The sequence below is a fragment of the Sphingomonas sp. KC8 genome, assembly GCF_002151445.1.
Classification (GTDB): domain Bacteria; phylum Pseudomonadota; class Alphaproteobacteria; order Sphingomonadales; family Sphingomonadaceae; genus Sphingomonas_E.
The window spans coordinates 3129671-3153607 of the sequence record NZ_CP016306.1; the positions used below are offsets into that span (position 1 = coordinate 3129671).

At 65.5% G+C, this 23937-nt stretch carries 19 protein-coding genes and 1 pseudogene; 8 read left to right on the forward strand and 12 right to left on the reverse strand.

Features of this window, described 5'->3' with window-relative positions; genetic code table 11:
* Window positions 1–172: 172 nt before the first annotated feature.
* From KC8_RS14760 to KC8_RS14780, 5 genes are read right to left on the reverse strand one after another with little or no spacing between them, the layout of a single operon-like run.
* Window positions 173–1804, reverse strand: a complete 1632-nt coding sequence (locus KC8_RS14760) for a class I adenylate-forming enzyme family protein (RefSeq protein ID WP_010124261.1) — start codon at window positions 1802–1804, stop codon at window positions 173–175.
* An 8-nt stretch (window positions 1805–1812) separates the two neighbouring features.
* The gene (locus KC8_RS14765) at window positions 1813–2991 is read right to left on the reverse strand and encodes an acyl-CoA dehydrogenase family protein (RefSeq protein WP_010124262.1); all 1179 of its coding nucleotides are present in this window, start codon (window positions 2989–2991) and stop codon (window positions 1813–1815) included.
* Window positions 2981–4108 carry an acyl-CoA dehydrogenase family protein gene (locus tag KC8_RS14770; protein WP_010124263.1) on the reverse strand — a complete coding sequence of 376 codons (1128 nt, stop codon included), beginning with the start codon at window positions 4106–4108 and terminating at the stop codon, window positions 2981–2983. Before KC8_RS14770 ends, KC8_RS14765 begins: the two co-directional genes overlap by 11 nt.
* On the reverse strand, window positions 4105–4986 hold the full coding sequence (locus KC8_RS14775; protein WP_010124264.1) for an amidohydrolase family protein: 882 nt from the start codon (window positions 4984–4986) through the stop codon (window positions 4105–4107). Before KC8_RS14775 ends, KC8_RS14770 begins: the two co-directional genes overlap by 4 nt.
* Window positions 4987–5010: 24 nt before the next feature.
* Complete coding sequence (locus tag KC8_RS14780; RefSeq protein WP_010124265.1) at window positions 5011–5739, reverse strand: TetR/AcrR family transcriptional regulator; 729 nt, start codon at window positions 5737–5739, stop codon at window positions 5011–5013.
* A 291-nt stretch (window positions 5740–6030) separates the two neighbouring features.
* On the opposite strand from KC8_RS14780, the gene KC8_RS14785 reads away from it, so the two are divergent.
* A complete protein-coding gene (locus tag KC8_RS14785; protein ID WP_010124267.1) occupies window positions 6031–7824 on the forward strand; it encodes an acyclic terpene utilization AtuA family protein in 1794 nt (597 codons plus the stop codon).
* Between the two features lie 88 nt (window positions 7825–7912).
* Window positions 7913–8746 carry a class I mannose-6-phosphate isomerase gene (locus tag KC8_RS14790; protein ID WP_037495534.1) on the forward strand — a complete coding sequence of 278 codons (834 nt, stop codon included), beginning with the start codon at window positions 7913–7915 and terminating at the stop codon, window positions 8744–8746.
* A 9-nt stretch (window positions 8747–8755) separates the two neighbouring features.
* Here KC8_RS14790 and KC8_RS14795 read toward each other — a convergent pair whose 3' ends face one another.
* Both KC8_RS14795 and KC8_RS14800 read right to left on the reverse strand, forming a co-directional pair.
* The gene (locus KC8_RS14795; protein WP_010124269.1) at window positions 8756–10633 is read right to left on the reverse strand and encodes an ABC-F family ATP-binding cassette domain-containing protein; all 1878 of its coding nucleotides are present in this window, start codon (window positions 10631–10633) and stop codon (window positions 8756–8758) included.
* A 59-nt stretch (window positions 10634–10692) separates the two neighbouring features.
* The gene (locus tag KC8_RS14800; RefSeq protein ID WP_010124270.1) at window positions 10693–12513 is read right to left on the reverse strand and encodes a hypothetical protein; all 1821 of its coding nucleotides are present in this window, start codon (window positions 12511–12513) and stop codon (window positions 10693–10695) included.
* Window positions 12514–13003: 490 nt separating this feature from the next.
* Here KC8_RS14800 and KC8_RS14805 point away from each other — a divergent pair, with 490 nt between their 5' ends.
* Window positions 13004–14815, forward strand: coding sequence for an ABCB family ABC transporter ATP-binding protein/permease (locus KC8_RS14805; protein WP_010124271.1), 1812 nt, complete (start codon window positions 13004–13006; stop codon window positions 14813–14815).
* A gap of 176 nt (window positions 14816–14991) precedes the next feature.
* Window positions 14992–16155: an aromatic ring-hydroxylating oxygenase subunit alpha gene (locus KC8_RS14810; protein WP_010124273.1), complete on the forward strand. Its 1164-nt coding sequence runs from the start codon at window positions 14992–14994 to the stop codon at window positions 16153–16155.
* Between the two features lie 239 nt (window positions 16156–16394).
* On the opposite strand, the pseudogene KC8_RS14815 reads toward KC8_RS14810, so the two are convergent.
* The 4 genes and pseudogenes from KC8_RS14815 to KC8_RS14830 all read right to left on the reverse strand — a co-directional run bounded on the left by KC8_RS14815 (window position 16395) and on the right by KC8_RS14830 (window position 19500).
* Window positions 16395–16647 (reverse strand): annotated as a pseudogene (locus KC8_RS14815) (GIY-YIG nuclease family protein).
* Between the two features lie 195 nt (window positions 16648–16842).
* On the reverse strand, window positions 16843–18216 hold the full coding sequence (locus KC8_RS14820; protein ID WP_010126506.1) for a glutamate--cysteine ligase: 1374 nt from the start codon (window positions 18214–18216) through the stop codon (window positions 16843–16845).
* 110 nt (window positions 18217–18326) lie between these two features.
* Window positions 18327–18686 (reverse strand): DUF4870 family protein, encoded by a 360-nt coding sequence (locus KC8_RS14825; protein ID WP_010126507.1) that lies wholly within the window; start codon window positions 18684–18686, stop codon window positions 18327–18329.
* A gap of 58 nt (window positions 18687–18744) precedes the next feature.
* On the reverse strand, window positions 18745–19500 hold the full coding sequence (locus KC8_RS14830) for a 16S rRNA (uracil(1498)-N(3))-methyltransferase (RefSeq protein ID WP_029624678.1): 756 nt from the start codon (window positions 19498–19500) through the stop codon (window positions 18745–18747).
* Between the two features lie 85 nt (window positions 19501–19585).
* Between KC8_RS14830 and ubiA the strand changes: the two genes are divergently transcribed.
* From ubiA to KC8_RS14845, 3 genes are all read left to right on the forward strand, one after another.
* A complete protein-coding gene (gene ubiA / locus KC8_RS14835) occupies window positions 19586–20491 on the forward strand; it encodes a 4-hydroxybenzoate octaprenyltransferase (protein WP_010126509.1) in 906 nt (301 codons plus the stop codon).
* A gap of 61 nt (window positions 20492–20552) precedes the next feature.
* Complete coding sequence (locus KC8_RS14840; RefSeq protein ID WP_010126510.1) at window positions 20553–21899, forward strand: TldD/PmbA family protein; 1347 nt, start codon at window positions 20553–20555, stop codon at window positions 21897–21899.
* Window positions 21892–22671: a 3'(2'),5'-bisphosphate nucleotidase CysQ gene (locus KC8_RS14845; RefSeq protein WP_010126511.1), complete on the forward strand. Its 780-nt coding sequence runs from the start codon at window positions 21892–21894 to the stop codon at window positions 22669–22671. The genes KC8_RS14840 and KC8_RS14845 overlap by 8 nt, the downstream gene beginning before the upstream one ends.
* Before the next feature lie 8 nt (window positions 22672–22679).
* Here the strand turns inward: KC8_RS14845 and gcvA are convergent, their stop codons facing one another.
* Complete coding sequence (gene gcvA, locus KC8_RS14850) at window positions 22680–23612, reverse strand: transcriptional regulator GcvA (RefSeq protein WP_010126512.1); 933 nt, start codon at window positions 23610–23612, stop codon at window positions 22680–22682.
* 90 nt (window positions 23613–23702) lie between these two features.
* Between gcvA and KC8_RS19910 the strand changes: the two genes are divergently transcribed.
* Window positions 23703–23867 carry a hypothetical protein gene (locus KC8_RS19910; protein ID WP_157663929.1) on the forward strand — a complete coding sequence of 55 codons (165 nt, stop codon included), beginning with the start codon at window positions 23703–23705 and terminating at the stop codon, window positions 23865–23867.
* Window positions 23868–23937: the final 70 nt, after the last annotated feature.

The following is a 23937-nucleotide window of genomic DNA, read 5'->3' on the forward strand; positions in this document are numbered from 1 at the left end:
ACCTAGCGGTGGGCGGGGGGGCGGGCCACCGTCCATGTGGAGGGGGCCTTCGTGTTTGGGACATAAAATGCAGCCGCGCCGGGCTGGCGCCATGCGGCCGCGATACGAAACGGCCCCGGTCCGGTGGGTCCGGATCGGGGCCGTGGCGCCGTTTCACAGGATCGAAAGGCGGTCAGCCGGCGGCGCGCAGCGCCTTGCGATCGATCTTGCCCATATGGTTGCGCGGGATGACCGCGACGACGCGAATTTCGGTCGGCACCTTGTGCGGGGCAAGGGCAGCCGCCAGCCCCATGCGCAGCGCGATGGGATCGAGCGTCTCGTCCGGCTTGGCGGTAACGGCCAGGACAACCCGTTCGCCCATCCGGTCATCGGGCAGGCCGAAGGCGGCGGCATCGTTGACGCCGGGTTCGGAATAAGCGGCGAATTCCACCTCCGAACAGGCGATATTTTCGCCGCCGGATATGATGATGTCCTTCTTGCGATCGACGATGTACAGGAAATTGTCGGCGTCGAGATAGCCGACATCGCCGGTGGCGACCCAACCATCGTTGAAAACGCGGGCATTTTCCTCCGGCCGGTTCCAGTAGCCGCGTGCCACCATCGGCCCGCGGATCAGGATTTCGCCCGCTTCGCCCAGTGGCAGGTCTTCGCCGTCGTCGCCCACGATCCGCACCCGCGCGGCGGGAACCACGCAGCCCGACGTGCCCGGACGGGCGATCAGATCGGCCGTCGTTGCGGCGCATACCGTGCCGGCGGTTTCGGTCTGGCCGAAGCCGCAGCCGAAGCCGGCATTGGGGAACATGGTGCGGATCTGGTCGAACAATTGCGGGGGCAAGGCCTGGCCGCCGACACCAAGGCCCAGCAGCGACGAAAGGTTGCGGCTGCCATCATGCGCGCGCACCAGATCCCACAGCATCGCCGGCGATCCCGAAAAGGATGTCACGCCTTCGCGCTCGATCAGGTCGAGGGCTACGTCGCCGTTCCATTTCGGCATGACCACAAGCTTGCCGCCCAGCAGCAGATGGTTGAGGAAATCCGATCCGCAGCCCGAAATATGGAACAGCGGGAAGGAACTGATCACCGTGGGCTGGAGCGCGGCCAGCGCCTCGATGATTTTCGGATCCATGCCGGCCATCGCGCGCGCGCCCACCAGCGTGCGCGAGAAGATCGACGTCGCGATCCCTTGCGTGATGGCGCGGTGGGTGAGGCGGGCGCCCTTGGGCATCCCCGACGTGCCGGTGGTGAACATGATGATTGCATCGGCGTCGGGATCCAGATCGCCGAAGTCCAGCGCCGGGCCGTCCGCTGCCAGCGGGCTGGCGTCGACATCGATCATCGGCGGGATCGCCACGCCGCTATCGCGCAGCGCTGCCGCGCGCTGTGCGTCGGCGATCACGAACTGGCATTCGGTATCGGCGATCGCGGCGGCCATTTCGGCCCCGCGGCCCCGGCTGTTGACCAGCACGGCCACGCCGCCCAGCGCGGTGATGGCGACGAATGCCGCCATCCATTCCGCCCGGTTGCGCATGGTGATGGCGACATGCTTGCCGCCGATGTCACCCAGCTGATCGCGCAGCACCGCCGCCATGGCGCGGGCAAGGCCGAAAAATGCGTCGAAGGTCAGCCGCTGATCGCCATCGACCAGGAATTCGCGTGCGCCATGCGCCGTCGCCGCGCGATACAGGTCCGCCAGCGTTTTCGGCCCATTGCGAAACGCACGCATGGGCACGCCGGCGACGACAATGTCTTCCAGCTCGTGCGGCGCGCCGGGGCCGGTGAGCGCCGCGATGAAGGGATCGGTCATGCTCTCTCCTATTTCGCCGGTTTCGCTTCCCGGGGAAGCCCGAGGCCACGTTCGGCGATTATATTGCGCTGGATCTGGCTGGTGCCCGCCCAGATCGAATCGGATCGCGATTCGAGGTACATCTTCTGTAGCCGATAAGCATCGCTGCCCGGCTCGGCGATTTCACCGGCTGCGCCCATGACATCCATGGCCAGTTCGCCCAGCCGCTGGTGCCAGCTCGTATAATAGAGCTTGTAGGTCAACGCGGCGCGGTTGCCGCCCGTGCTGCTCAGCATCCGCAGCGCGGTGTAGCGCATGGTCCGCAGTTCGGCCTGCGCGCGCGCGATCCGCTTGGCGATGCCGGGGTCGCGCGCCGCGCCATTCGCCTTGGCGACGCGGATGATGCGATCCAGTTCGGCGCGAAAGCCCATTTGCTGGCCGAGCGTGGCGCCGCCACGTTCGAACATCAGCGTGCCCATCGCCACCTTCCAGCCTTCGCCGGGTGCGCCGACGACGTTGTTGGCCGGAGTTTCCGCGCTGTCGAAGAACACTTCGTTGAAGCTGCTGCCGCCGGTCATCTGGCTGATCGGGCGGATATCGATGCCCTTGCCCTGCATCGGGATCAGCAGCATCGACAGGCCCTTGGCGCCGACACTGCCCGGTTCGGTGCGCACGAGCGCCATGCCCCATTGCGAATATTGGGCGAACGAACTCCAGATCTTCTGCCCTTCGATCACCCAGACATCGCCGTCGGGGCGTTCTTCCAGCCGCGCGCGCGTCTGGACGTTGGCCAGGTCGGACCCGGCATTGGGTTCGGAGAACAACTGCGCCCAGACGATTTCGACCAGAGCGGTCTGCGGCAGGAAGCGGGCGCGCTGTTCGTCATTGCCGAACATCATGATCGTCGGCGCGACCAGTTCCAGCCCGACATGGCTGAGCCGGCCGGGCGCGCCGGAACGGGCATATTCCTCATGATAGAGGACCTGTTCCATCAGGTCGATCTGGCGGCCGCCAAAGGCCTTGGGCCAGGCGAGCGTGTTCCAGCCGGTGCGGCCGAGATGGCGTTCCCATTCGAACCGTTCGGTGATGCCTTCGCTGGTGCCTTCGAGGCCGCGGACGTGGGCGAACGGCCCGGCCAACTGCTCGTCCAGCCAGTCGCGTACTTCCTTGCGGAAGGCTTCCTGTTCGGGGGTGAAATCAAGCCGCATGGTCGATCTCCTCATTGAGGCCGATCAGGTCGGCGATTAATCCGGTTTGGGTGTCGGGATCGCCGAACAGGGCGGCCGACGCGCGCGCGCGCCGGAAATACAGGTGGGCGTCATGTTCCCAGGTGAAGCCGATGCCACCATGATAATGGATCATGTCCGCGCCGCACTTCGACAATGCGTCGCTGGCCATCAGCTTGGCGACCGCCGATGCCTCGGCAAATTCGTCCGGCCGCTGGTCGGCCACGGCGGCGACATACCAGATGGCGGATGTGGCGGCTTCCACCAGCAAGGCAAGGTCCGCCAGGGCGTGCTTCACGGCCTGGAACGCGCCGATCGGCTGGCCAAACTGGACGCGCTGCTTGGCATAATCGACCGTGATGTCGAGGGCGGCTGCGGCCGCACCGGTCTGTTCGGCGGCCAGTGTCGCATTGGCGAAGCGCAACGTTTCGGCAAAGCCGTCGCCCGGCAGCAGGGCATCGGCCGGGATTGCCACGCCAGCGAAATCCAGCCTTGCAGCCGCGCGGGTGATATCCAGCCAGGGAAGGCGCTTGGCCTGCAAGCCCTGTGCGTCGCGCGGCACCGCGACGAAGCGGATCGCACCATCGAGCATGGCGGCGACGAGGATCAGGTCCGCCACATGGCCGTCGAGCACGAAACTGGACGCGCCATCAAGGCGATAGCCGTCGCCATCGCGGATAAGCGTGGCGGCGATATCGTCCGCGCCATAGCCGCCGTCGGGGCCGGTCAGCGCAACGGTGGCGGTCAATTCGCCAGCGGCGATCGCCGGCAGCCAGCGATCCTGCTGCGCGGCATCGCCTGCTGCGACGATGGCGCGCGTGGCGGTTGACGTCGCCAGCAGCGGCGATGGCAGCAGCGCGCGGCCGCAGGCCTGGGCGACGATCGACAGTTCGATCTGGCCGAGGCCGATGCCGCCATGGGCTTCGGGCACGACGATCGCGGCCCAGCCCATGTCGATCATCTGTTTCCAGACGGCCGGGTCATAGCCGATGTCGCTGGAGCCGGCGGCGCGAACCGCGGCCGATCCGCCCACTTCTTCGACGAGGCGCGCTGCGGCATCCTGCAGCATCACCTGTTCGTCAGTGAATGCAAAGCTCATGCGGGATCCTTGATGTTGAAGAGGCGCTTGGCATTGTCGCGCAGGAATTTAGGCCACACTTCGTCCTTGAACGGAACCTGCGGCAGTTCGGAAAAGCTGCGTTCCAGGCTAAGGCCGGACGGGTAATAGCCGGCGTACAGGATCTGGTTCGATCCGCGCGTATTGGCGAAGTTGATGATCGATTTGGGGAAATGCTTCGGCGCGAACGCGCTCGTAGAATAATAGAGGTTGGGATATTTCAGCATCAGCTTGACCGCCAGGTCATCCCACGGCTCCGCGCCATGGCGCATCACGAACTTCAGTTCGGGGAAGAACCAGCAAACCTCGTCGACCAGTTCCATCTTTTGCGGCGCCATCGGCACGCGCGGGCCGGGAATGCCGACATTGACGAGGATCGGAATGTCCAGTTCCACCGCGGCCGCGTAGATCGGGAACATCTTCTTGTCGTCGATCGGCACCTGCGGGTTAAGCCCGCACGGGAACACCGAAAGTGCCGCGATATTGTGGTCCTTGTGCAGCCGCTTGATGCGCCGCACCTCGTCCATCCCGTCATTCGGGTTGACCGGGAGTTCCCACAGCACGCGATCGCCGAAGCGGCGCTGGATTTCGGCGATATGATCCGAGCCTTCGTAAAAGCCCATCATCGCGGTGCCGATATTATATTTGTCCATTTCGGCGAAGGTGTGGCCGATCAGGTCCTGCACGCCGTCGAAATTGGGGATGCCCTTGAACATGTACTGCGCCGGCATCTTGAATGCCTCGCGGCTTTCCTTGTCCTTCAGCAGCGGCAGGAAGGCGGTGTACCATTCCTCGTTGGTCGCGCTGACGGGCACGTTCAACATCAAGTCGACGACACGGATGTCCGTGGGAAATGCCATGGCAATTCTCTCCTGGGATATGGTTTACGCCAACCTGTCCATGAAGGGCAGGGTGGCGATAGCGTCGCGGTGGCGCAGCACCGCCGAATCGGGATCACGGCCGGTGAACATGCGGTAGGCCAGCAGCGCCAGCCATTCGGCGAGCACCTCTTCCTCCAGCCCCAGCGGTTTCAGCGATTTGGTGTGCCATGCCGCATAAGCGGTCATCGGCATTTCGCCTGCACCGACCGCCGCATAGCCCAGCATCAAGATCCGCGCCCGTTCGGGGGTGCGCGGTTCATTGGGTTCGGGCCAGCGATCGGTGACGAGAAATTCCAGATAGCGCTGATAGCCGGCGTGCACCTTGGCCAGGAATTCGGGGCTGACTTCGGACAAGGGCACCCATGCGCGGATCAGGCCGGGATTATGCAGATAATTGCCGGACTGAATGGCGTGGTGGACGCGCAGCTTTTCGAACAGGCGATCCGGGGCATCGGGGTCGAGCCGGGATTCGATATCCAGCAGCGGCGCCAGCATTTCGCCCGACAATTCGGCGGCGATTTCGCGCAGGTCGGTGAAATAGCGATAGAACAGGCCCGATGCGACCTGTGCCTCGTCGGTGATATCGGTCACGCGCGCCTTGCGATAGCCGACGCGGTTGAACACCACGCGCGCAGCTTCCTTGATTCGTTCGCGCGCCGCTTCGCCGCGCGATGTGCGCGGCACGCGCGCCGTTCGCGTTGCATCCGTCGTCTTGTTCTGTCGCGCCGACATGGCCTTAAATCCCGCTCCGCCAATTGGTCCGGGCCGCGGTCATGCGTCGTTGGCGCGATGCTGTCGACCGGAAGGGCAGGCGGCAAGGTGGCATGGAGCGTGCTGATGTCCGGTCGATGGTGGAGTTGACTGTGACGTTACATTCACTTTCGTGACAGGCAAGCCCGAAATCGCATCATGGATGATGCAAAGGAATCGTCGCGTTGCGATTTTGCGCCACGATCGGACGGGGCGATTGCCTAACATTCCGCGCAGCGCCAAAATCTCCGGCAAAAGGCACAGGAGAGTATTTTGACCGACAAGATCGTTCGTATCGGCGGCGCATCCGCATTCGCCATCGATAGCGCGCTGTCGGTGCCCCAGCTGCTGACGGTGCCGCGACTCGATTATCTGATCTTCGATTATCTCGCCGAAGGATCGATGGGGATGATGGGGCGCGCGGCGCAGGCGAACCCTGAAGCCGGTTTCGGCAGCGATTTCCTCGACGTCCATGTCGGGCCGCATCTTGCCGAAATCCTTGGCAAGAAGGTGCGGGTGATCGCCAATGCCGGCGGGGTCAATCCGCAGGCGCTGGCCGATGCGCTGGCGCGGCAGGCCCGCGCCGCCGGCTTTTCCCCGCGCATCGGCGTGGTTGCGGGCGATGATCTGCGCGGCCGGCTCGATGAAATCCGTATGTCGGCGCCCGCCGACATGTTTTCGGGCGCGGCCTTCCCGGACAAGATTTTGAGCGCGAACGCCTATCTCGGCGCGTTCCCGATCGCCCGGTTGCTCGATGAAGGCGCCGATATCGTCATCACCGGCCGGGTCGTCGACAGCGCGGTCGTGCTGGGCGCCTTGATCCACGAATTTGGCTGGGGACCGGACGATCTCGATCTGATGGCGGCCGGCACCACGGCGGGCCATCTGCTCGAATGCGGGGCGCAGGTGACGGGGGGCACCTTCACCGATTGGCAGGATGTGCCGGGCTGGGCCGATATCGGTTTTCCGGTGGGCGAATGCCATGCCGATGGCAGCATCGTGATCACCAAGCCCGAAGGGACGGGGGGCCTTGTCAGCGTCGGCACGGTCGCCGAACAGATGCTCTACGAAGTCAGCGATCCGCAGGCTTATTATGTGCCCGACGTGACATGCGATTTTTCGGCGGTGAAGCTGGAACAGGTCGGGCCGAACCGCGTGCGCGTGTCGGGGGCGAAGGGGCATCCGCCGACCGACAGCTACAAGGTCTGCGTGACTTATGACACCGGATGGCGCGGCGTCGTCTGCCAGCCGGTTGTCGGCATCGATGCGCCGGCCAAGGCGGCACGGCAGGCCGATGCCTTGTTCGAACGCGGCCGGCGGATGCTGCGCGATCGCAACCTGCCCGATTTCCGCGCAACCCATTATGTGCCGATCGGGGTGGAGGCCGAATATGGCGCCCGCGCCCGCGCGGTTCCATCGCGTGAGGTGATCGCCAAGATGGTGGTCGAACATGACGACAAGCTGCCCGTCGATCTGTTCATCCGCGAACAGCATATGGCGATTTCGGCGATGTCGCAGGGCACGACGCTCAATCTGGCGGCCTATGCGATGCCGACGACGGGGCTGTTTTCGTTCCTGATCGACAAGAATGCGGTCGCCCCCGTCATCAGCCTCGATGGCCGGGCGCTGCCGGCGGCAGGGGCCGTGCTGGGTGGTTTCACCCTGTCATCGCTCGATCGGCCGGGCGGGCCGGTGGCCACCGTCGACGGCAACGAAACCGTACGGCTGATCGATCTGGCGTGGGGGCGCAGCGGCGACAAGGGCGAACTGTTCAACGTCGCGGTCATCGCCCGCGAGGCGCGCTATCTGCCGTACATCCGCGCCGCGTTGACGGCGGACGCGGTGGCTGGCTGGTTCGTCCATCTGTTTGAAGGCGCCGAACCATGCGTCGATCGCTATGATCTGCCGGGCTGTTCGGCGCTCAATTTCGTGCTGCATGGGGCGTTGCCGGGCGGCATCAACGCGTCGCCCCGCCTCGATCCGGTGGGCAAGACGATGGCGCAGCAGTTGATGGAGTTCCCGATTCCGGTGGATCCGGCGATTGCGGCTACGGTGCGCGGTGGCTAATTCTGGCTGAGCGTCCCGGGCCACAAGAAACGGATCGCAGCCGTCGGCGTTAGGCTGCATAATAGCGCGTCCATCCCCGGAGTGAATGATGCCGGCCGTTCGTCTCATCACCAAGCGCGTGGAAAAGCCATGGGGGCGCGTCACTTTGTGGCCGGGTTTCGGCGATGTCGCCGCCGGGGGGGCGCCCGTCGGCGAAATCTGGTTCGATTTGCCTGATGGCGATGACCCGGCGTTGCTCGTCAAATATCTGTTCACCAGCGAAAAACTGTCGATCCAGGTGCATCCCGGCGATGCTGCGGCGCACGCCCGTGGCTATCCGCGCGGGAAGGATGAAGCGTGGGTGGTGCTCGCCGCTGAACCGCATGCCACGATCGCCATCGGCACGCGCACGGCGATGGATCGCGATGAGTTGCGCGCGGCTGCGCTCGACGGGTCGATCGAAGACAAGATCTGCTGGAAGGCGGTGAAGGCGGGCGATGTCTTTTATTCGCCGGCCGGCACGATTCACGCGATCGGCGACGGGCTGACGCTGGTCGAGGTCCAGCAGAATGTGGATCTGACCTATCGCCTCTATGATTATGGCCGTCCGCGCGAACTGCACGTCGAAGATGGCGTCGCCGCATCCGATCCGGTGCCCTATGTCGCGCCCTATATCCCGCACACCATTGCGCATGGGCGGACGATCCTGGCCGCTGGCCCCGCCTTTGTCCTCGAACGCTGGACGGGCGAGCGGCGGGTGGTGATCAGGCCGGCGGCGGATCGCCCGGTCTGGCTGATCCCGCTGGCGGGCGGCGGCACGATCGACCAGTCAGAATGCGTCCCCGGCAGTGTCTGGCTGGTCGCGGATGAAGCGATCCTCGACGTCGACGATCACGCCCATCTGCTCGTGGCCTATCCCGGCGCGGATGTGATCGACTTCTGATCCGCCGGATCAGGCCGCTTCCAGCGTCTCGCTCAGTTCCAGCCATTCGGCTTCGGCGGCCTCCAGCTTGGCTTCCACCTCGGCGCGGCGCTTCATCAGCGTCGTCATCGTCTGATCGCGGTCCTGCGGATCGGCGCTCGATGGATCGAACATCGCCCGGTCGATCGCCGAACGCCGCGCACCCAGCGTCTTGATCGCATCCTCGGCCGCTTTCACCCGCTTGCGCAGCGCGCTGTTGCGTTCACGCGCTTCGGCCGCGGCGCGCCGGTCGTCCTTGCGGTTCGTCTTGGCTTCGCCGCCGCCCGATGCGGCCTTGGCCTGTTCGCCACGCCCCAGCACGAAATCGGTATAATCCTGCAACGACCCGTCAAATTCGCGCGCGGTGCCGGCGTCGACCAGCACCAGCCGGTCGGCCGTCAATTCCAGCATGTGGCGGTCGTGGCTGACCACCACCACCGCGCCTTCATAATCGTTGAGCGCCTGGACCAGCGCCTCGCGCGCATCGACGTCAAGGTGGTTGGTCGGTTCGTCGAGGATCAGCATGTGCGGCGCCTCGCGGGTGATAAGCGCCAGCGCGAGCCGCGCGCGTTCGCCGCCCGATAGCTTGCCGACCTCGATCGTCGCCTTGTCGCCCGAAAAGCCGAACCGGCCAAGCTGGCCGCGCACCGCCGCCGGTTTCGCGTCCGGCATCAGCCGCGCCATGTGCTGGAGCGGGGTATCCTCGGTGTCGAGTTCTTCGACCTGATATTGGGTGAAATAGCCGACCCGCATCTTGCCGGCGGTGGTGATGCCCCCTTCCATCGGCGCAAGCTGGGCGGCGAGCAGGCGCGCCAGCGTCGTCTTGCCATTGCCGTTGCGGCCGAGCAGCGCGACCCGGTCATCGGGGTCGAGCCGCAGGTTGAGGCGCGACAGGATCGGCGTGTCGCCATAGCCGACCGATGCCAGGTCGAGCGTGATCAGCGGTGGCTTCAGGCCGTTTTCGGGGCTGGGAAAGGAGAAGCTGAGCGTCGGATCTTCCACCGCGGCGGCAATCGGTTCCAGCTTGGCCAGCGCCTTCACGCGGCTTTGCGCCTGCTTCGCCTTGGTTGCCTTGGCGCGCCAGCGATCGACGAACGCCTGCAATTTCTGCCGCTGCGCCATCTGCTTTTCGCGCGCGCTGGCCTGCAACGCCAGCCGTTCGGCGCGCTGCCGTTCGAACGCGTCATAGCCGCCCGGATAGAGCGTCAGCCGCCCATTATCGAGGTGCAGGATATGATCGACGACATTGTTGAGCAGGTCGCGCTCGTGGCTGACGACCAGGATCGTCGCGCGATAGGTTTTGAGGAAATTCTCCAGCCACAAGGTCGCTTCAAGGTCGAGGTGGTTCGACGGTTCGTCGAGCAGCAGCAGATCGGGTTCGGAAAACAGCAGCGCCGCCAGCGCGACGCGCATCCGCCAGCCACCCGAAAAGCTGTCGAGCGGACGGTGCTGCATCGCATCGTCGAAGCCCAGGCCGATCAGGATCTTGGCGGCGCGGGCCGGCGCCGCATGGGCGTCGATCGCGTTCAGCCGTTCGTGAATCTCGCCCAGCCGGTCGGGATCGTGGCTATGTTCGGCCTCGTCCAGCAGGGCGGCGCGTTCGAGATCGGCGGCCAGCACGGTTTCGAACGGCGTCTGCGGGCCGGACGGCGCATCCTGCGCGATATAGCCCATCTTGGCGCCGCGCGGCATATCGACCGAGCCGCTGTCGGCTTCGCCCTGCCCGGCGACAACGCGCATCAGTGTCGATTTGCCCGCGCCATTGCGGCCGATCAGCCCGACGCGGCTGCGCGGCGGCAGCGCGGCTGTCGCGTTGTCGAGGATGAGGCGGCCGCCCAGCCGCACGGTGATTCCCGAAATGGTAAGCATGGCGGGGCCGATAGCAGGCCTGCGCCCCGTGACAAAGGGCGGCTGCGCCTTTTCGGTGGTCAGTCCACCGGCGGGGCCGGCGGCGAGGCGGGATCATGCGCCGCCGATGGTGGCGGCGCGGGGATGATTCCGGCGCGGGCCAGCGCCGTGAAGCTGGTCATGCGTTGATGTTTGGGCATCTGCCAGCGATCGAACATCGATTGCGGGTTGCGGGCCGTTTCGGGGTCGATCGCAGCCAGCCGCGCCCAATGGGCCTTGGCCTGCGCCGTGTTGCCGCTGGCTGCCGCCACGATCGCCCGGGTCATTTCCACAAAGGGCTGGTTCGACGTGGGGGGGGATGGGAGGGCCGCGGTCATCCGCTGCGCGCCGGCAATGTCGCCACGATCGAGAACCGTCAGGGTGAGCGCGGTGTGGATGTTGATCGGCGATTCGGGGTCGAGGGCAATCGCACGGCGGAGCAGCGATTCGGCGTCCGGATCATCGCAACTCAGCATCAGGATGCCCAATATGCCGATCATGTCGGGATCATATGGGTTCAGCGCAATGGCGCGGCGGCCGCTGCGGGTGAGGACGCCGCAGGTCGCGCCGAACTGCGCCGCGCGGGCCATCGCCAGATGGGTGAAGGCATTGTAGGGGCTGGCTGCGGTGGCGCGCTGTGCGAACAGCAGGCTGCGTGCCGGCGCACCAGGATCGGGCGGCCCGAACCGGTAGAGCTGCCTGTCCATGACCAGAAAGGACTTCGCCGCCAGCGCCATCGCGTTGCTGGGGTCGATGGCCAGCGTGCGATCCACGCATTGGCTGATCTGTTCATATCCCGATGCGGTGCGATCGCGACGATAGCGATTAAATTCCAGGATACAGCGCTGGCCCGGGGCAAAGCGGTTACCCGACATCGCCCGCTCATCGCTGGCGATTACGCCATAAGGCTGAATCAGTTCCACGATCAGGGGGGTCAGCGCGTCCCGCAGGCTGGCGCGATCGGCCGGCAGCAGGGCTTGCCCTGTCCAGACCAGCTCGCCCGTGTCCGCGCGGGTCAGCCGCATGCGCAGCAGTGCGCCGCGCCCCGGCGTGATCGTTCCGGTCAGCTTGTAAACGGGGGTTCCCGGACGCGGGGCGGGCGCGTTCGTCCGGTCATCTTCATCGTACAGCCGAACCAGCCAGCTCCGGCGCAGCGCGTCGAGCAGGATCGCGTCGGTATCGACTTCGATCGCGTCAAGGCTTGGCGGCGCCTCGATATGGGCGATGATCAGGCGGGGCGGCTGGGTCAATCCCGGGTCCGCTGCCGCTGCGGCATCGCGGCGCGCCAGATAGATGGCACCGGCAATCAGCGCCAGCACGGTCATCAGCAGCAGCGCCGCGGCAATCCGCAGCTTCTTCGTCGCGTCGGCCAGGGCGCCATGCCCGGCCAGGGAAGGCGTCGGGAAATCCTGTTCCTTATCGTCGGCGGGTGGCGCGTCATCCCCGTCAGGGCGCGATTCGGGCGCGTCCGGCTGTGCGGGTGGGGTTGCGGGCCGGGGGTGATCGGTCGTGCGGAAGAAGACGCGATACTGGCCCGGGGGAATGTGCAGGCGAAGCGCGTTGGCGCCGGCGTCGCGGGCATAAAATGCGTCGAGCATCCGTCGCAGCCGGCCAACCTGAACGCGGGGATAGCTGTCCGCCTGGGCATCGAAATCGTCCGATCGGCCCAGTCCATCGACCGCGACCGCATAGGCTTTCAGCCCGTCGCCCCGTCCGGCCAGCGTTTCGCGCACAAGGAATTCCAGCAGACGCCGCATGACGGGCGCGCGGGCAAAATCGGGCGCCGCGGTGATGCGGGCCAGTTCCTCGTCAATCTGGGCCTGCGTCGCGCCACCAGCGGCGTCGTCTGCCGGATCCGCCACTTCGTCCTTTCCCAGCGATCGCGCGGTGCCATGCGTTCGGCGCGTTCGTGTAACGGTAACATTTTTGGTGTGTTGCGACACTATAGCAATAAAGTAAATGTGTCACGCGGCTTGCGGCCATTCAAACAAGGGGCCGGCGCGGGCGTAAAAGACGGTCACAACCTTAGCGGTTCGGGCAAATTCGGGCATCCCGGTGCTGCGGGGGCCATGGTCGCCGCAACGGTGTTACCTTCCTGTATCGGCAGGCAGATGGTTCTGGTCCCTCTGTCCGCTGGTGAAGGTGGCCCAAAAAAGAGTGGTCGAACGCCGCCGCCAAGTTCTGCCCCCACGGAACCGCGGCGTTGTTATCCACCGGCCTCGCTCTTCCGGCTGCGATCCATCCCCACTGGATCGCAGCCGGCACGGCCTTTGCCTTATCCCCTCAGCCCGGATCGCCTGATCCCCGCCACGGCATTGGCCTTTCGCGATGCCGGCCCTATCTAGGCCGTTCATGCCGCCAGATACTTCCCCCAGCACCGCCCGCCCCGAAGCGGGATTCGCCGCGTTGCGACGCTTCCTTCCCTATCTGTGGCCAGCGGGAAATCCGGGCTTGCGGCTGCGCGTGGTCATCGCGCTCGGGCTGGTGATGCTCGCCAAGGCGACGACCCTGGCCATGCCGTTCGCCTACAAGGCGGCGGTCGATCGGATGGCGCCGGGGCTGGAACCGGCGGTGCTGCTCGCGGTTGCGCTGGTCGTCGCTTATGCCGGCGCGCGTTTTGGCGGGGTGTTGTTCGATAATATCCGCAATGCCATTTTCGAACGCGTCGGCCAGGATGCGGCCCGCCGCCTGAGCGAGGATGTGTTCCGCCACCTCCACGCCCTTTCGCTGCGCTATCATCTCGAACGGCGCACCGGGGCGCTCACCCGCATTGTCGAACGCGGCACCAAGAGCATCGATACGATGCTCTATTTCATCCTGTTCAACATCGCCCCGACGATCATCGAACTGACCGCGGTGTGCGTGATCTTCCTCGTCATGTTCGGCTGGGGGATGGTGGCGGCCACCCTGGCGATGGTGCTGGCTTACATCGTCTTCACCCGCCGCGTGACGGAATGGCGCATGGCGGTGCGGCGCGAATGGGCCGAACATGATGGCGCGGCCACCCAGCGCGCGGTGGATTCGCTGCTCAACTATGAAACCGTAAAATATTTCAACGCCGAAGAGGTCGAACAGCGGCGCTACGCCAAGGCCGTCCGCCGGCTGACCGATACGACGGTCAAGGTCGAAACCTCGCTCGCCGCGCTCAATATCGGCCAGTCGCTGATCACCAACCTGATGATGGCCGGCGCGATGGGCTACACCGTCTGGGGCTGGAGTCGGGGGCAATTCACCACCGGCGATGTCGTGCTGGTCAACACGTTGCTCGCCCAGCTTTTCCGTCCGCTCGACATGCTCGGCATGGTCTATCGCGAAATCCGCCAGGGCCTGATCGATATGGAGGCGATGTTCCGCCTGATCGATACCCCGGCCGAGGTGCGGGATCTGCCCGGTGCGCCGGCGCTTCACGTCAACGGTGGCGCGCTCCGGTTCGAGGATGTGCGCTTTGCCTATGATCCCGATCGGCTGATCCTGAAGGGTGTCGATTTCTCCATTCCGGCCGGCGGCACGCTCGCCGTCGTCGGCCCGTCGGGGGCCGGCAAGTCGACGCTCGCGCGGCTGATCTATCGCTTTTATGAAGTGACCGGCGGGCGCATCACGATCGACGGGCAGGATATCCGCGATGTCAGCCAGTCGAGCCTGCGCCGCCAGATCGGCATCGTCCCGCAGGATACGGTGCTGTTCAACGACACGATCGGCTACAACATCGCCTATGGCCGCGACGGCGCGACCCAGGCGGAGGTTGAGGCCGCCGCCAGGGGCGCTGCGATCGACGGCTTCATCCGTTCATTGCCGCAAGGATATGACACCCGCGTCGGCGAACGCGGGCTGAAACTTTCGGGCGGCGAAAAGCAGCGCGTCGCGATCGCGCGCACCCTGCTCAAGAACCCGCCGATCCTGATCCTCGACGAAGCGACCAGCGCGCTCGACAGCCGCACCGAGGATGAGATTCAGGCGACGCTCGACGCGATTTCCGAACGGCGCACGACGATCATCATCGCCCACCGCCTGTCCACCGTGGTCCATGCCGACGAAATCGTCGTGCTGGATGCGGGGCAGGTGGTGGAACGCGGCAGCCATGCCGCCCTGCTTGAGGCGCGCGGCGTCTATGCCGACATGTGGGCGCGCCAGCAGGCCGAGCGCGCGGCTGAACTGGTGGAGTAGCAATCCGTCGTCGGGTTCGGTTCCTGCCACAGATCCCCAACGGGCCGCCGGCCATTTAGTTAAGCACATTAAGTTAAGGGTTGCGCACCATTGCCGCGCCCGACACCTTCCCTGTGAAGCCGCACGAAAAGACCGGTCGGTACCGGCATGTGCGCAATCGGAGAGGGTGCAACATCATGGAACGCGCAAAGCGCATCGAACTCGCCAAACGCATCATCGCGATGGTCGATGCCAATGAGGTGGAATATTGCGACGAGCCGGCGGTCGAACTCGATATTGATCGCTTCGTCGGGCGCGAGCGGTTCGAAAAGGAAAAGGAACTCTTCTTCCTCAACCGCACGCAGTTACTGGCTTACAGCGCCGACATTCCCGAACCGGGCGATTATTACGCGACCGAGATTGCCGGCAAGCCGATCCTGCTGGTGCGCGGGCGCGATGGCCGCGCGCGCGCCTTCCTCAACGCCTGCCGCCATCGCGGGGCGCAACTGGCCGAAGGCTGCGGCAAGGCGGCGAGCTTCGTCTGCCCCTATCATGCGTGGACCTTCGCCCTGAACGGCGATCTCGTCGGCGTGCCGAACCGCAAGGCGTTCGATGGGCTGCTGGAGGATCGCGGGCTGGTCGAACTGCCTTGTGTCGAAACGATGGGCTTCCTGCTCGTCCACCCGAAACCCGACGGCGCGATCGACGCCGACGAATTTTTCGGGCCGATCAAGGATCATCTCGCCGGCTATCATTTCGAAAATCTGCGGCTGGTGAAGGAATTCAGCACCAAGGCGCGGATCAACTGGAAACATGCGGTCGACGGCGGGGTCGAGGGGTATCACGTCCCCTTCCTCCATCCCGAGACGGTCGGGCCGATGACCCTGCAACAGTTCCAGCACCTCGATTTCGGGCTGCATCACACGCTTGTGTCGGCGATGCCGCAGATCATGGAACTGAAGGACAAGCCCGAGGAAGAATGGCCCGAATATTGCCATTTCTCGGTCTCGAATGCGATTTTCCCCAACAGCGTGGTGATCGCGGGCGAAGCGATGGCGATCTTCCAGCGCAGCGACCCCGCCGATGCGCCGGGCGAATGCAATTATATCTTCCGCCTCTACGGCTGGGGCAAAGAACCGACCGAGGAACAGGCGGCGCGCGATGCTTATGTGGCGGATATGCTGATCAAGGTGGCGATGGACGAGGATATGAAGATCCAGTCCAATTCGCAGGTGATGATGGAGGCCGGCGCGGTGCCGTCAATCATCCTCGGCCGCCGCGAGCAGAATGTGCTGCGCATGCACCAGAATTACGACCGGCTGATCGGCCACAACCCGGATGTCGCGCTGGCGGCGGAATAGAGCGATTTCGGGCCGGAGGATATTATCCGGCGACTTGGCAATCGCAGTCTATCGAGAAGATAGAGCGGTCGATCTGATGCAATCGGATCGACCGCTCTCGGCGATCTGGACAAATTCAATGTCCGCTATCCGCATTTTCCCACGACAAGCGGACTGTCGGGACCCGCCGGCATTGCGGACGTTCGTTAAATCTCGTCGTCACCCCGGGCTTGACCCGGGGTCCCGCTTTGACGGTGGCGTCAGGCAAGGTGCGAATAGAGATCGAGCCACTCGGGATTACCACGCTCGATCAGCGCGAATTTCCATTCGCGCCGCCAGCGCTTCAGGCGCTTTTCCTGTGCGATGCCACCGATGATGGAGGCCACCTGTTCGGCCCATACAAGTCTGTCCAGCCGATAACGCCGCCAGATGCGATGTCACGCCCACATACATGGTGCCCCGATAGCGATCGGCCATGATGTAGACCCAGCCGCCTTGCCGATCCCGTTCCATGACAGCAGAACAGAAGAAGCGGGACCCCGGGTCAAGCCCGGGGTGACGGGGGAAGGATGTCCGCTCCCCCGACAAATCAGTCGTTCTGGCCCTCCGGCGCCTGGCCCGAAACCGGCCATTCATTGACGGCTGAAATTTGCCCACGCGGCCCATTGGCGTCGCGCCCGCCCCGCTGATCCGGGGAGGGCGCGACGATCAGAAGCGCGTTTCTTCGTAGATGCGGCAGACGTCGCCGTTCCATTCGCCATGATATTTGTCGAGCAGGCGTTCGGCCGGGGTCTTGCCCGATTCGACGATCTCGCGCACCGGATCGAGATAGCCCTGTTCGCTGTCGCCCGCGCCGTTCAGTTTCGCGCGCGCCGACAGGCCGGCATCGGCGATGGCCAGGATGTGCTTGCCGAGCTGCTGGAAGGTGCGGCCGCGCGGGCCGGTGGCCTTCAGGCCCAGCTTGGGCACTTCGGCGCGGATGCGGTGATGATCCTCGATCGTCCAGTGCTTCACTTCGTCCCACGCGGCGTCGAGCGCGGTCTGATCGTAGAGCAGGCCCACCCAGAACGCCGGCAGCGCGCAGATCCGGTCCCATGGCCCGCCATCGGCGCCGCGCATTTCGAGGAAGCTTTTCAGGCGCACTTCGGGAAAAGCGGTCGACAGATGATCCGTCCAGTCGCCGATGCGCGGCTTTTCACCGGGCAGGGCGGGCAGTTCGCCTTTGAGGAAATCGCGGAAGCTCTGCCCCGCCGCATCGACATAGCCGCCGTCGCGGAACGCGAAATACATCGGCACGTCGAGCATGTAATCGGCATAGCGCTCGTAACCGAAACCATCTTCGAACACGAAGGGCAGCATGCCGGTGCGGTGCGGATCGGTATCCGTCCAGATATGGCTGCGATAGCTGAGATAGCCGTTGGGCTTGCCTTCGGTGAAGGGCGAATTGGCAAAGATCGCGGTGGCCAGCGGCTGCAACGCGAGGCTGACGCGGAACTTCTTCACCATGTCGGCTTCGCTGGCATAATCCAGATTGGTCTGGATGGTGCAGGTGCGCAGCATCATATCAAGGCCCAGATCGCCGACGCGCGGCATATGCCGCAGCATGATGCCGTAGCGGCCCTTGGGCATGATCGGCAGTTGGCTCCGCGTCTTGTCCGGCCAGAAACCAAGGCCGAGATAGCCGAGGCCAAGCGTGTCGCCGACCATTTTCACCTGTTGCAGGTGGCGGCCGGTTTCGGCGCAGGTCTGGTGCAGATTTTCCAGCGGCGCGCCCGACAGTTCCAACTGACCGGCCGGTTCCAGGCTGACATTGCCGTCGGGGCCGGCGAGCGCGATGACATGGCCGCCCTCGACAATCGGCTCCCAGCCAAATTGGGTGAGTTCGGTCAAGAGGTCGCGGATGCCGCCGGGTTCGTCATAGGATGGCGCGCGATGATCGGCCAGCCGATAGACGAATTTCTCGTGTTCGGTGCCGATACGCCAGCGTTCGCGGGGCTTTTCGCCCTGTGCGAAGATGGCGAGAAGGTCGTCGCGACCTTCGATCAGGGGGTCATCCTGGCCCGATTCCGTGCGCGTGCTCATATATCGCGCCCATAGCGATCAGCGCGGGGCTTAGCCAGCGATCAGTTGCACTTGGGAACGGGTCTGCGGCCATCATGCTGAATCTGGCCCAGCATGATGGCCGGTTGGCCTTACCAGATCAGGCTTTCGGGGTTGGGCACTGGCTGTTTCTTCTGTGCGGCCAGCAAGGCGAGGACCGTGCGGACGATCACCCAGATGCCGACCAGCAGAAAGCCGAACAGGCCGATCAGGATCAGCGACAGGATCGCGCAGACGATCCCCGCGATCACCGCGATCCAGAAGGTGCGGATGTGGAAGGTGTAGTGGCTGGCTTCCCAGCCGCCCGCCGCTTCGCCGCGCCAGACATAAGCCAGGACGAGGCCGATGATGCCCGTGATGCCGACGATGAAGCTGGACAGATAAAGCAGGGCGACGATCGTCGGGTGGTTCAGATCGAAGCCCGCGGTCGGATTGTTGCTCGGTTCGCTCATCCTGGAAGTACCCCCACCATTTAGAGAGACGGGGAGGATGGCACCTTGCGAATATTTTTCAACGGCTTTCCGAACGCCAATCCCCCGCCGCCGCCATCCAGATCGCGATGGCCGCTGCCGCCGCCGTTTCGGCGCGCAGGATGCGCGGGCCAAGGCTCATGCCGATTGCGCCCGGAACGGCGCGGATCGCCGCGCGTTCCTCGTCGGTGAAGCCGCCTTCGGGGCCGATCAGGATCGCCGCCGGGCTGCCGGGCTTGGCCACTTGCGCCAGCGGCACGCCACCGGCCTCGTCGGCGAACAGCAGGGTGCGATCCGCCGGCCAGTCGCGCAGCAGCGCATCCAGCTTCACCGGTTCGGCGAGGGCGGGAAGCGCCGTGCGCCCGCATTGTTCCGCCGCCTCGATCATGTGCGCGCGCAGCCGTTCGCTGTTGAGTTTGTCGACGATCGTGCGGCGGGTGATCACCGGCACCAGCCGCGCCACCCCCAGTTCGCACGCTTTTTCGGCCACCCAGTCGATCCGCCCTTTCTTGATCGGGGCGGCGACCAGCCACAGGTCGGGCACATCTTCGCGCGCCGAAAGCTGCGCAGTGATCGTCAGGCGCAGCGCGCGTTTTCCAACATCGGCCACGGTGGCCAGCCATTCGCCGGTCTGATCGTCGAACAGCCGCACCGGGTCGCCGGCCTTCAGCCGCATGACATTGCCGAGATAATTGGCCGCCGCCCCTTCGATCGGCACGGATGCGCCGTCGCTCAATGGGGTTTCAACGAACAGGCGGGGAGTGCTGGCGGGCGGCCAGGCGGGGGTAGCAGGCATGCACGCCTGATAGAGGAAGCCGCCACGGAAATGAATGCGCGTCGACGCGATGACAAGGCGGCCGGCCCGGCTTAGACAGCCGGGCATGACCGACCCCGCCATCGTCCCCGATTCCGAACAGCGCGCGATCGTCGCGGCCCTGCCGTCGCGGCTGCGCGATCTGGTCCAGCTTGGCCGGTTCGATCGGCCGATCGGCGCGTGGCTCTTATTCTGGCCGGGCGCCTGGGCGATTGCGCTGGCCGGCGCGCCATGGCGTTGGCAATTGCTGCTGCTGTTCGCGGCCGGCGCGCTGGTGATGCGCGCGGCGGGCTGCGTGTTCAACGACATCGTCGACCGCGATCTCGATCGCCAGGTCGAACGCACCCGCAGCCGCCCGCTGGCCAGCGGCCGGTTGTCCCTCAAGGTGGCCTGGGCCTTTCTGGTGGCGCTCTGCCTCGTCGGATTGGGTGTAAATCTGCAACTCAACCTGGTCGCGCAAGCGATCGCGCTCGCCAGCCTCGTGCTGGTCTCGGCCTATCCGTTCATGAAACGGATCACCTGGTGGCCGCAGGCGTGGCTGGGCCTCGTTTTCTCCTGGGCGGCGCTCGTCGGCTGGGCGGCGGTGACGGGGGGGATCGATCCGGCGGGCCTGCTGCTTTATGCGGGCGGCATCTTCTGGGTGATCGGCTACGACACGATCTACGCGTTGCAGGATATCGAGGATGATGCGCTGGCCGGGGTCAAATCGTCCGCGCGGGCGATGGGGCGCCATGCCCGCGCCGGCATCGCGATTTGCTACGGCATCGCCTTGCTGTGCTGGGCCGCGGCGATCTGGGCGGTGCGCCCGCAAGCACTCGCGCTGACGACATTGCTGCCGATCGCGCTGCATCTCGGCTGGCAGGTGACGACGTTGCGGCTGGCGGATGCGGCCGACGGGCTGGCCAAGTTTCGGTCGAATCGCTTCGCCGGCCTTTTGATGTTCATCGCCTGCGGAATCGTCGGCATCGCGTAAATCCGCACGGCAGCCCTTAATAGGGGGTGACGGCGCGCATCGGCGCTCTTAAGTCCGATACATGCTTACCGTTGCCCAAGCCGAAGATCGCGTCGCCACCCTGATCGCCGCCGCCCGCAAGGCCGGCGCGGACCAGGCCGATGCGCTGTATGTCTGCGATGCCTCCACCCAGGTTTCGGTCCGTCTGGGCCAGCTTGAGGATGTCGAGCGGTCCGAAGGCGAGGATATCGGCCTGCGCGTGTTCGTCGGCAGTCGATCGGCCAGCGTATCCGCGTCGGATCTGTCGGCCGATGCGCTGGCGGCCTTGGTCGAACGCGCCGTGGCGATGGCGCGCGAGGCGCCGGAGGATCCGTGGGCGGGGCTTGCCCCGGCCGAACGCCTGCTGACCGGCGATGCGCCGCAGCTGGAATCCGATGACGGTAGCGATCCCGCGCCTGCGGCGTTGCGCGAACGCGCGCTTGCGGCCGAAGATGCGGCGCGCGCCGTGGCCGGCGTCACCAATAGCGAAGGGGCGGGCGCTTCGGCCAGCCGGTCGGTGATCGCGCTTGCGACCAGCCATGGCTTTGTTCGCGGTTACACCTCGACCGGCTATGGCTCGTCGGCCAGCGTCATCGCCGGCGAAGGCTATGCCATGCAGCGTGATTATGCCTATCACAGCAGCCGCTACCTCGTTGATCTGGAAGGGCCGGAAGCGATCGGCCGCCGTGCCGGCGAACGCGCGGTCGCCCGGTTGAACCCCGGCAAGCTCGCCAGTGGGGCGATGCCGGTGCTGTTCGATCCGCGTGTCAGCACCAGCCTGATCGGCCATTTCGCCGGCGCGATCACCGGATCGGCGGTGGCGCGGCGAACGAGCTTCCTGCTCGGCAAGCTGGGCGAACAGATTTTCGCACCCGGCATCACCATCCGCGACGATCCGCATCGCATTCGTGGTTTGCGCTCCAAGCCATTCGACGGCGAAGGCCTGCCAACGGCCCCGTCCGATCTTGTCGCCGATGGCGTGCTGACGACCTGGTTGCTCGATTCCGCATCGGCCCGGCAACTGGGGCTTGCCCCCACTGGCCATGCCGTGCGCGGGATCGGCGGCGCGCCGGGGGCAGGCGCCACCAACCTCCACATCGCGGCTGGCCCGCTCAGCCCGGCGGAGCTGATGGCGGACATCAAGCTCGGCCTCTACGTCACCGAACTGATCGGGCAGGGCGTGAACCCGGTGACCGGCGATTATAGCCGGGGCGCATCGGGCTTTGTGATCCGCGATGGCCAGCTGGCCGAACCGGTGGCGGAGATCACCATCGCCGGCAATCTCGTCGATATGTTCCTCAACGTGACGCCGGCGAGTGACCTTGAATTCCGCCGTGGCGTCGATGCGCCGACCCTGCGGCTTGATGGGATGACGATCGCCGGTGCCTGATACCCTGCTCGATGCGGTAAGCGCGATCGCGGCCGAAGCAGGCCGGCTTGCACATGGCCGTCAGCAGGGCGATTTCCGCCGTTGGGAAAAGGAACCGGGCCACCCGGTCTGCGACGTCGATCTGGAATTGGACGCGCTGCTGCGCGAGCGTCTGGCAGCACTCGATCCCGAAGCGGGCTGGCTGTCGGAAGAAACACTCGACAGCGCCGAACGCTTGCTCGGTGTGCGGACCTGGGTGGTCGATCCGATCGATGGCACGCGCGATTTTCTGCGGGGCCGGCCCGGCTGGTCGGTGTCGATCGCGCTGGTGGAAGGTGGCCGGCCACTGATCGGCGTGCTCGATGCGCCCGCGCGGGGCGAACATTGGCGCGCACAAGCGGGGGCCGGCGCGACGCGCAATGGATTGGCGATCAAAGTAAGCGACCGCAATTCCTTTCCGGGTGCGCGGGTGCCCGCCGATGTGCTGCCCAAGGTCGATTCGGATCTGGTGGTGGTCGAAAAGCCCAATTCGATCGCGTTGCGCATCGCGATGGTCGCGGCGGGCGAGGCCGATCTGCTTGCCACACTGCGCTGGGGCCATGAATGGGATATCGCCGCTGCCGCGTTGATTGCGCAGGAGGCGGGCGCGACGGTGACGGACGCACTCGGCCGGCCGTTGCGCTATAATTCCACCAAGGGCGAAGCGTTCGGGATTCTCGCGTCGACGCCGGGGATCCACGCGGCTGCCATCGCGCGGCTGGCCGATCGCGCGGCGACGGGGATCATCCGGTAAGGGGCTGGTCAGGCTGGCGTGAACGCGCCGGTCATATCGGTTGCGGCATGTTCGGCGATCCCTTCCAGCAGCCAGTCGCGAAACGCGCGGATCTTGGCGGTGTTGCGCTTATATTCGGGATAGACGAGCCAGAAGGAACCGGTGCCGAAGGCGACTTGGCTGAACGGCTGCACCAACCGCCCACTGGCGAGTTCGGCCTGCCACAAAGCCGGCGCCAGCACCGCAAAGCCCTGTCCGGCGATGGCCGCCGCCCCTTCGATCGCCTGCGAATCGAGGCGGATCGACGCACGGGCCGGGGCATCGGCCACGTCCACGCCGACGGTGGCGAACCATTCGCGCCACCAGCTATCCTGCGGGCTGAGGCGGGGCTGGTGGAGCAGATCGGCGGGGGTGAGCGGTGATCCGTCGGTTGGCAGCAGGGATGGGCTGCACAGTGGCGTGAAATGGACGCGGAACAGGAAATGCTTGGTCAGTCCCGGCCAATTGCCGTCGCCGCTGCGGATGGCGCAGTCAAATTCCTCGCGGGCAAACTCGACAATGCGATTATCCGCGTCGAGGCTGACGGCCAGATCGCGCTGACGCATCTGGAAACTGCCCAGCCGGGGGGCGAGCCATAATGCGGCAAAGCTGTTGACGGCGGTGATCCGCAGTATCCCGCCGGCCTCTTCGCGGGCATGGGCGAATGCGGCGACCAGTGCTTCGAAGGCCCCGGACACGGCAGGGGACAAGCGGCGGCCGACGTCGGTCAGCGTCACGCGCCGGGCTTCGCGCAGGAACAGCCGTGTGCCGAGCCGTTCTTCCAGCAGGCGGATCTGATAGCTCACGGCGGCCTGCGTCATGCCCAGTTCGGCGGCTGCGCGCGTGAAACTTTCGTGCCGCGCCGCCGCCTCGAAGGCGCGCACCGCAGTGAGCGGGGGCAGCGTCGATGTCGACAAGGCCAAGGTCTCCTTATGCAACCATGCCGGATATCGCGTTGTCTGCCGCTGCTGTCGAGATCATTGTCGTTCGCGTTGAACCGAGGAGCAGCGGCCATGCGCGACGAATATCAGGGCGCCTTCTGGGCGGAAAACCATCAGATCTGGTCCGACAGCGCGGGTGGGATCTGGCGCTGGCTGGCTGATCTGCCCGCTGCGCTGGCGGCGGCCGGATGGGGCATCCGGGCGCGGCGGCGCACGTGTCAGCATAAGGAAGGCTGATTTTGGCGGAGGCGGATCACGCCGCCTGTGATGCTTCGGTGATTCCGGCTCGCGTCACGGTCGTGGGTCT

Coding starts and splice junctions, on each gene's coding strand:
- KC8_RS14765 (WP_010124262.1), bottom strand. CDS start 2,991: ATGCGGCTTGATTTCACCCCCGAACAGGAAGCCTTCCGCAAGGAAGTA.
- KC8_RS14760 (WP_010124261.1), bottom strand. CDS start 1,804: ATGACCGATCCCTTCATCGCGGCGCTCACCGGCCCCGGCGCGCCGCAC.
- KC8_RS14830 (WP_029624678.1), bottom strand. CDS start 19,500: ATGCCTGCTACCCCCGCCTGGCCGCCCGCCAGCACTCCCCGCCTGTTC.
- KC8_RS14810 (WP_010124273.1), top strand. CDS start 14,992: ATGGAACGCGCAAAGCGCATCGAACTCGCCAAACGCATCATCGCGATG.
- KC8_RS14770 (WP_010124263.1), bottom strand. CDS start 4,108: ATGAGCTTTGCATTCACTGACGAACAGGTGATGCTGCAGGATGCCGCA.
- KC8_RS14840 (WP_010126510.1), top strand. CDS start 20,553: ATGCTTACCGTTGCCCAAGCCGAAGATCGCGTCGCCACCCTGATCGCC.
- KC8_RS14805 (WP_010124271.1), top strand. CDS start 13,004: ATGCCGCCAGATACTTCCCCCAGCACCGCCCGCCCCGAAGCGGGATTC.
- KC8_RS14790 (WP_037495534.1), top strand. CDS start 7,913: ATGCCGGCCGTTCGTCTCATCACCAAGCGCGTGGAAAAGCCATGGGGG.
- KC8_RS14820 (WP_010126506.1), bottom strand. CDS start 18,216: ATGAGCACGCGCACGGAATCGGGCCAGGATGACCCCCTGATCGAAGGT.
- KC8_RS14795 (WP_010124269.1), bottom strand. CDS start 10,633: ATGCTTACCATTTCGGGAATCACCGTGCGGCTGGGCGGCCGCCTCATC.
- KC8_RS14780 (WP_010124265.1), bottom strand. CDS start 5,739: ATGTCGGCGCGACAGAACAAGACGACGGATGCAACGCGAACGGCGCGC.
- KC8_RS14775 (WP_010124264.1), bottom strand. CDS start 4,986: ATGGCATTTCCCACGGACATCCGTGTCGTCGACTTGATGTTGAACGTG.
- KC8_RS14825 (WP_010126507.1), bottom strand. CDS start 18,686: ATGAGCGAACCGAGCAACAATCCGACCGCGGGCTTCGATCTGAACCAC.
- KC8_RS19910 (WP_157663929.1), top strand. CDS start 23,703: ATGCGCGACGAATATCAGGGCGCCTTCTGGGCGGAAAACCATCAGATC.
- ubiA (WP_010126509.1), top strand. CDS start 19,586: ATGACCGACCCCGCCATCGTCCCCGATTCCGAACAGCGCGCGATCGTC.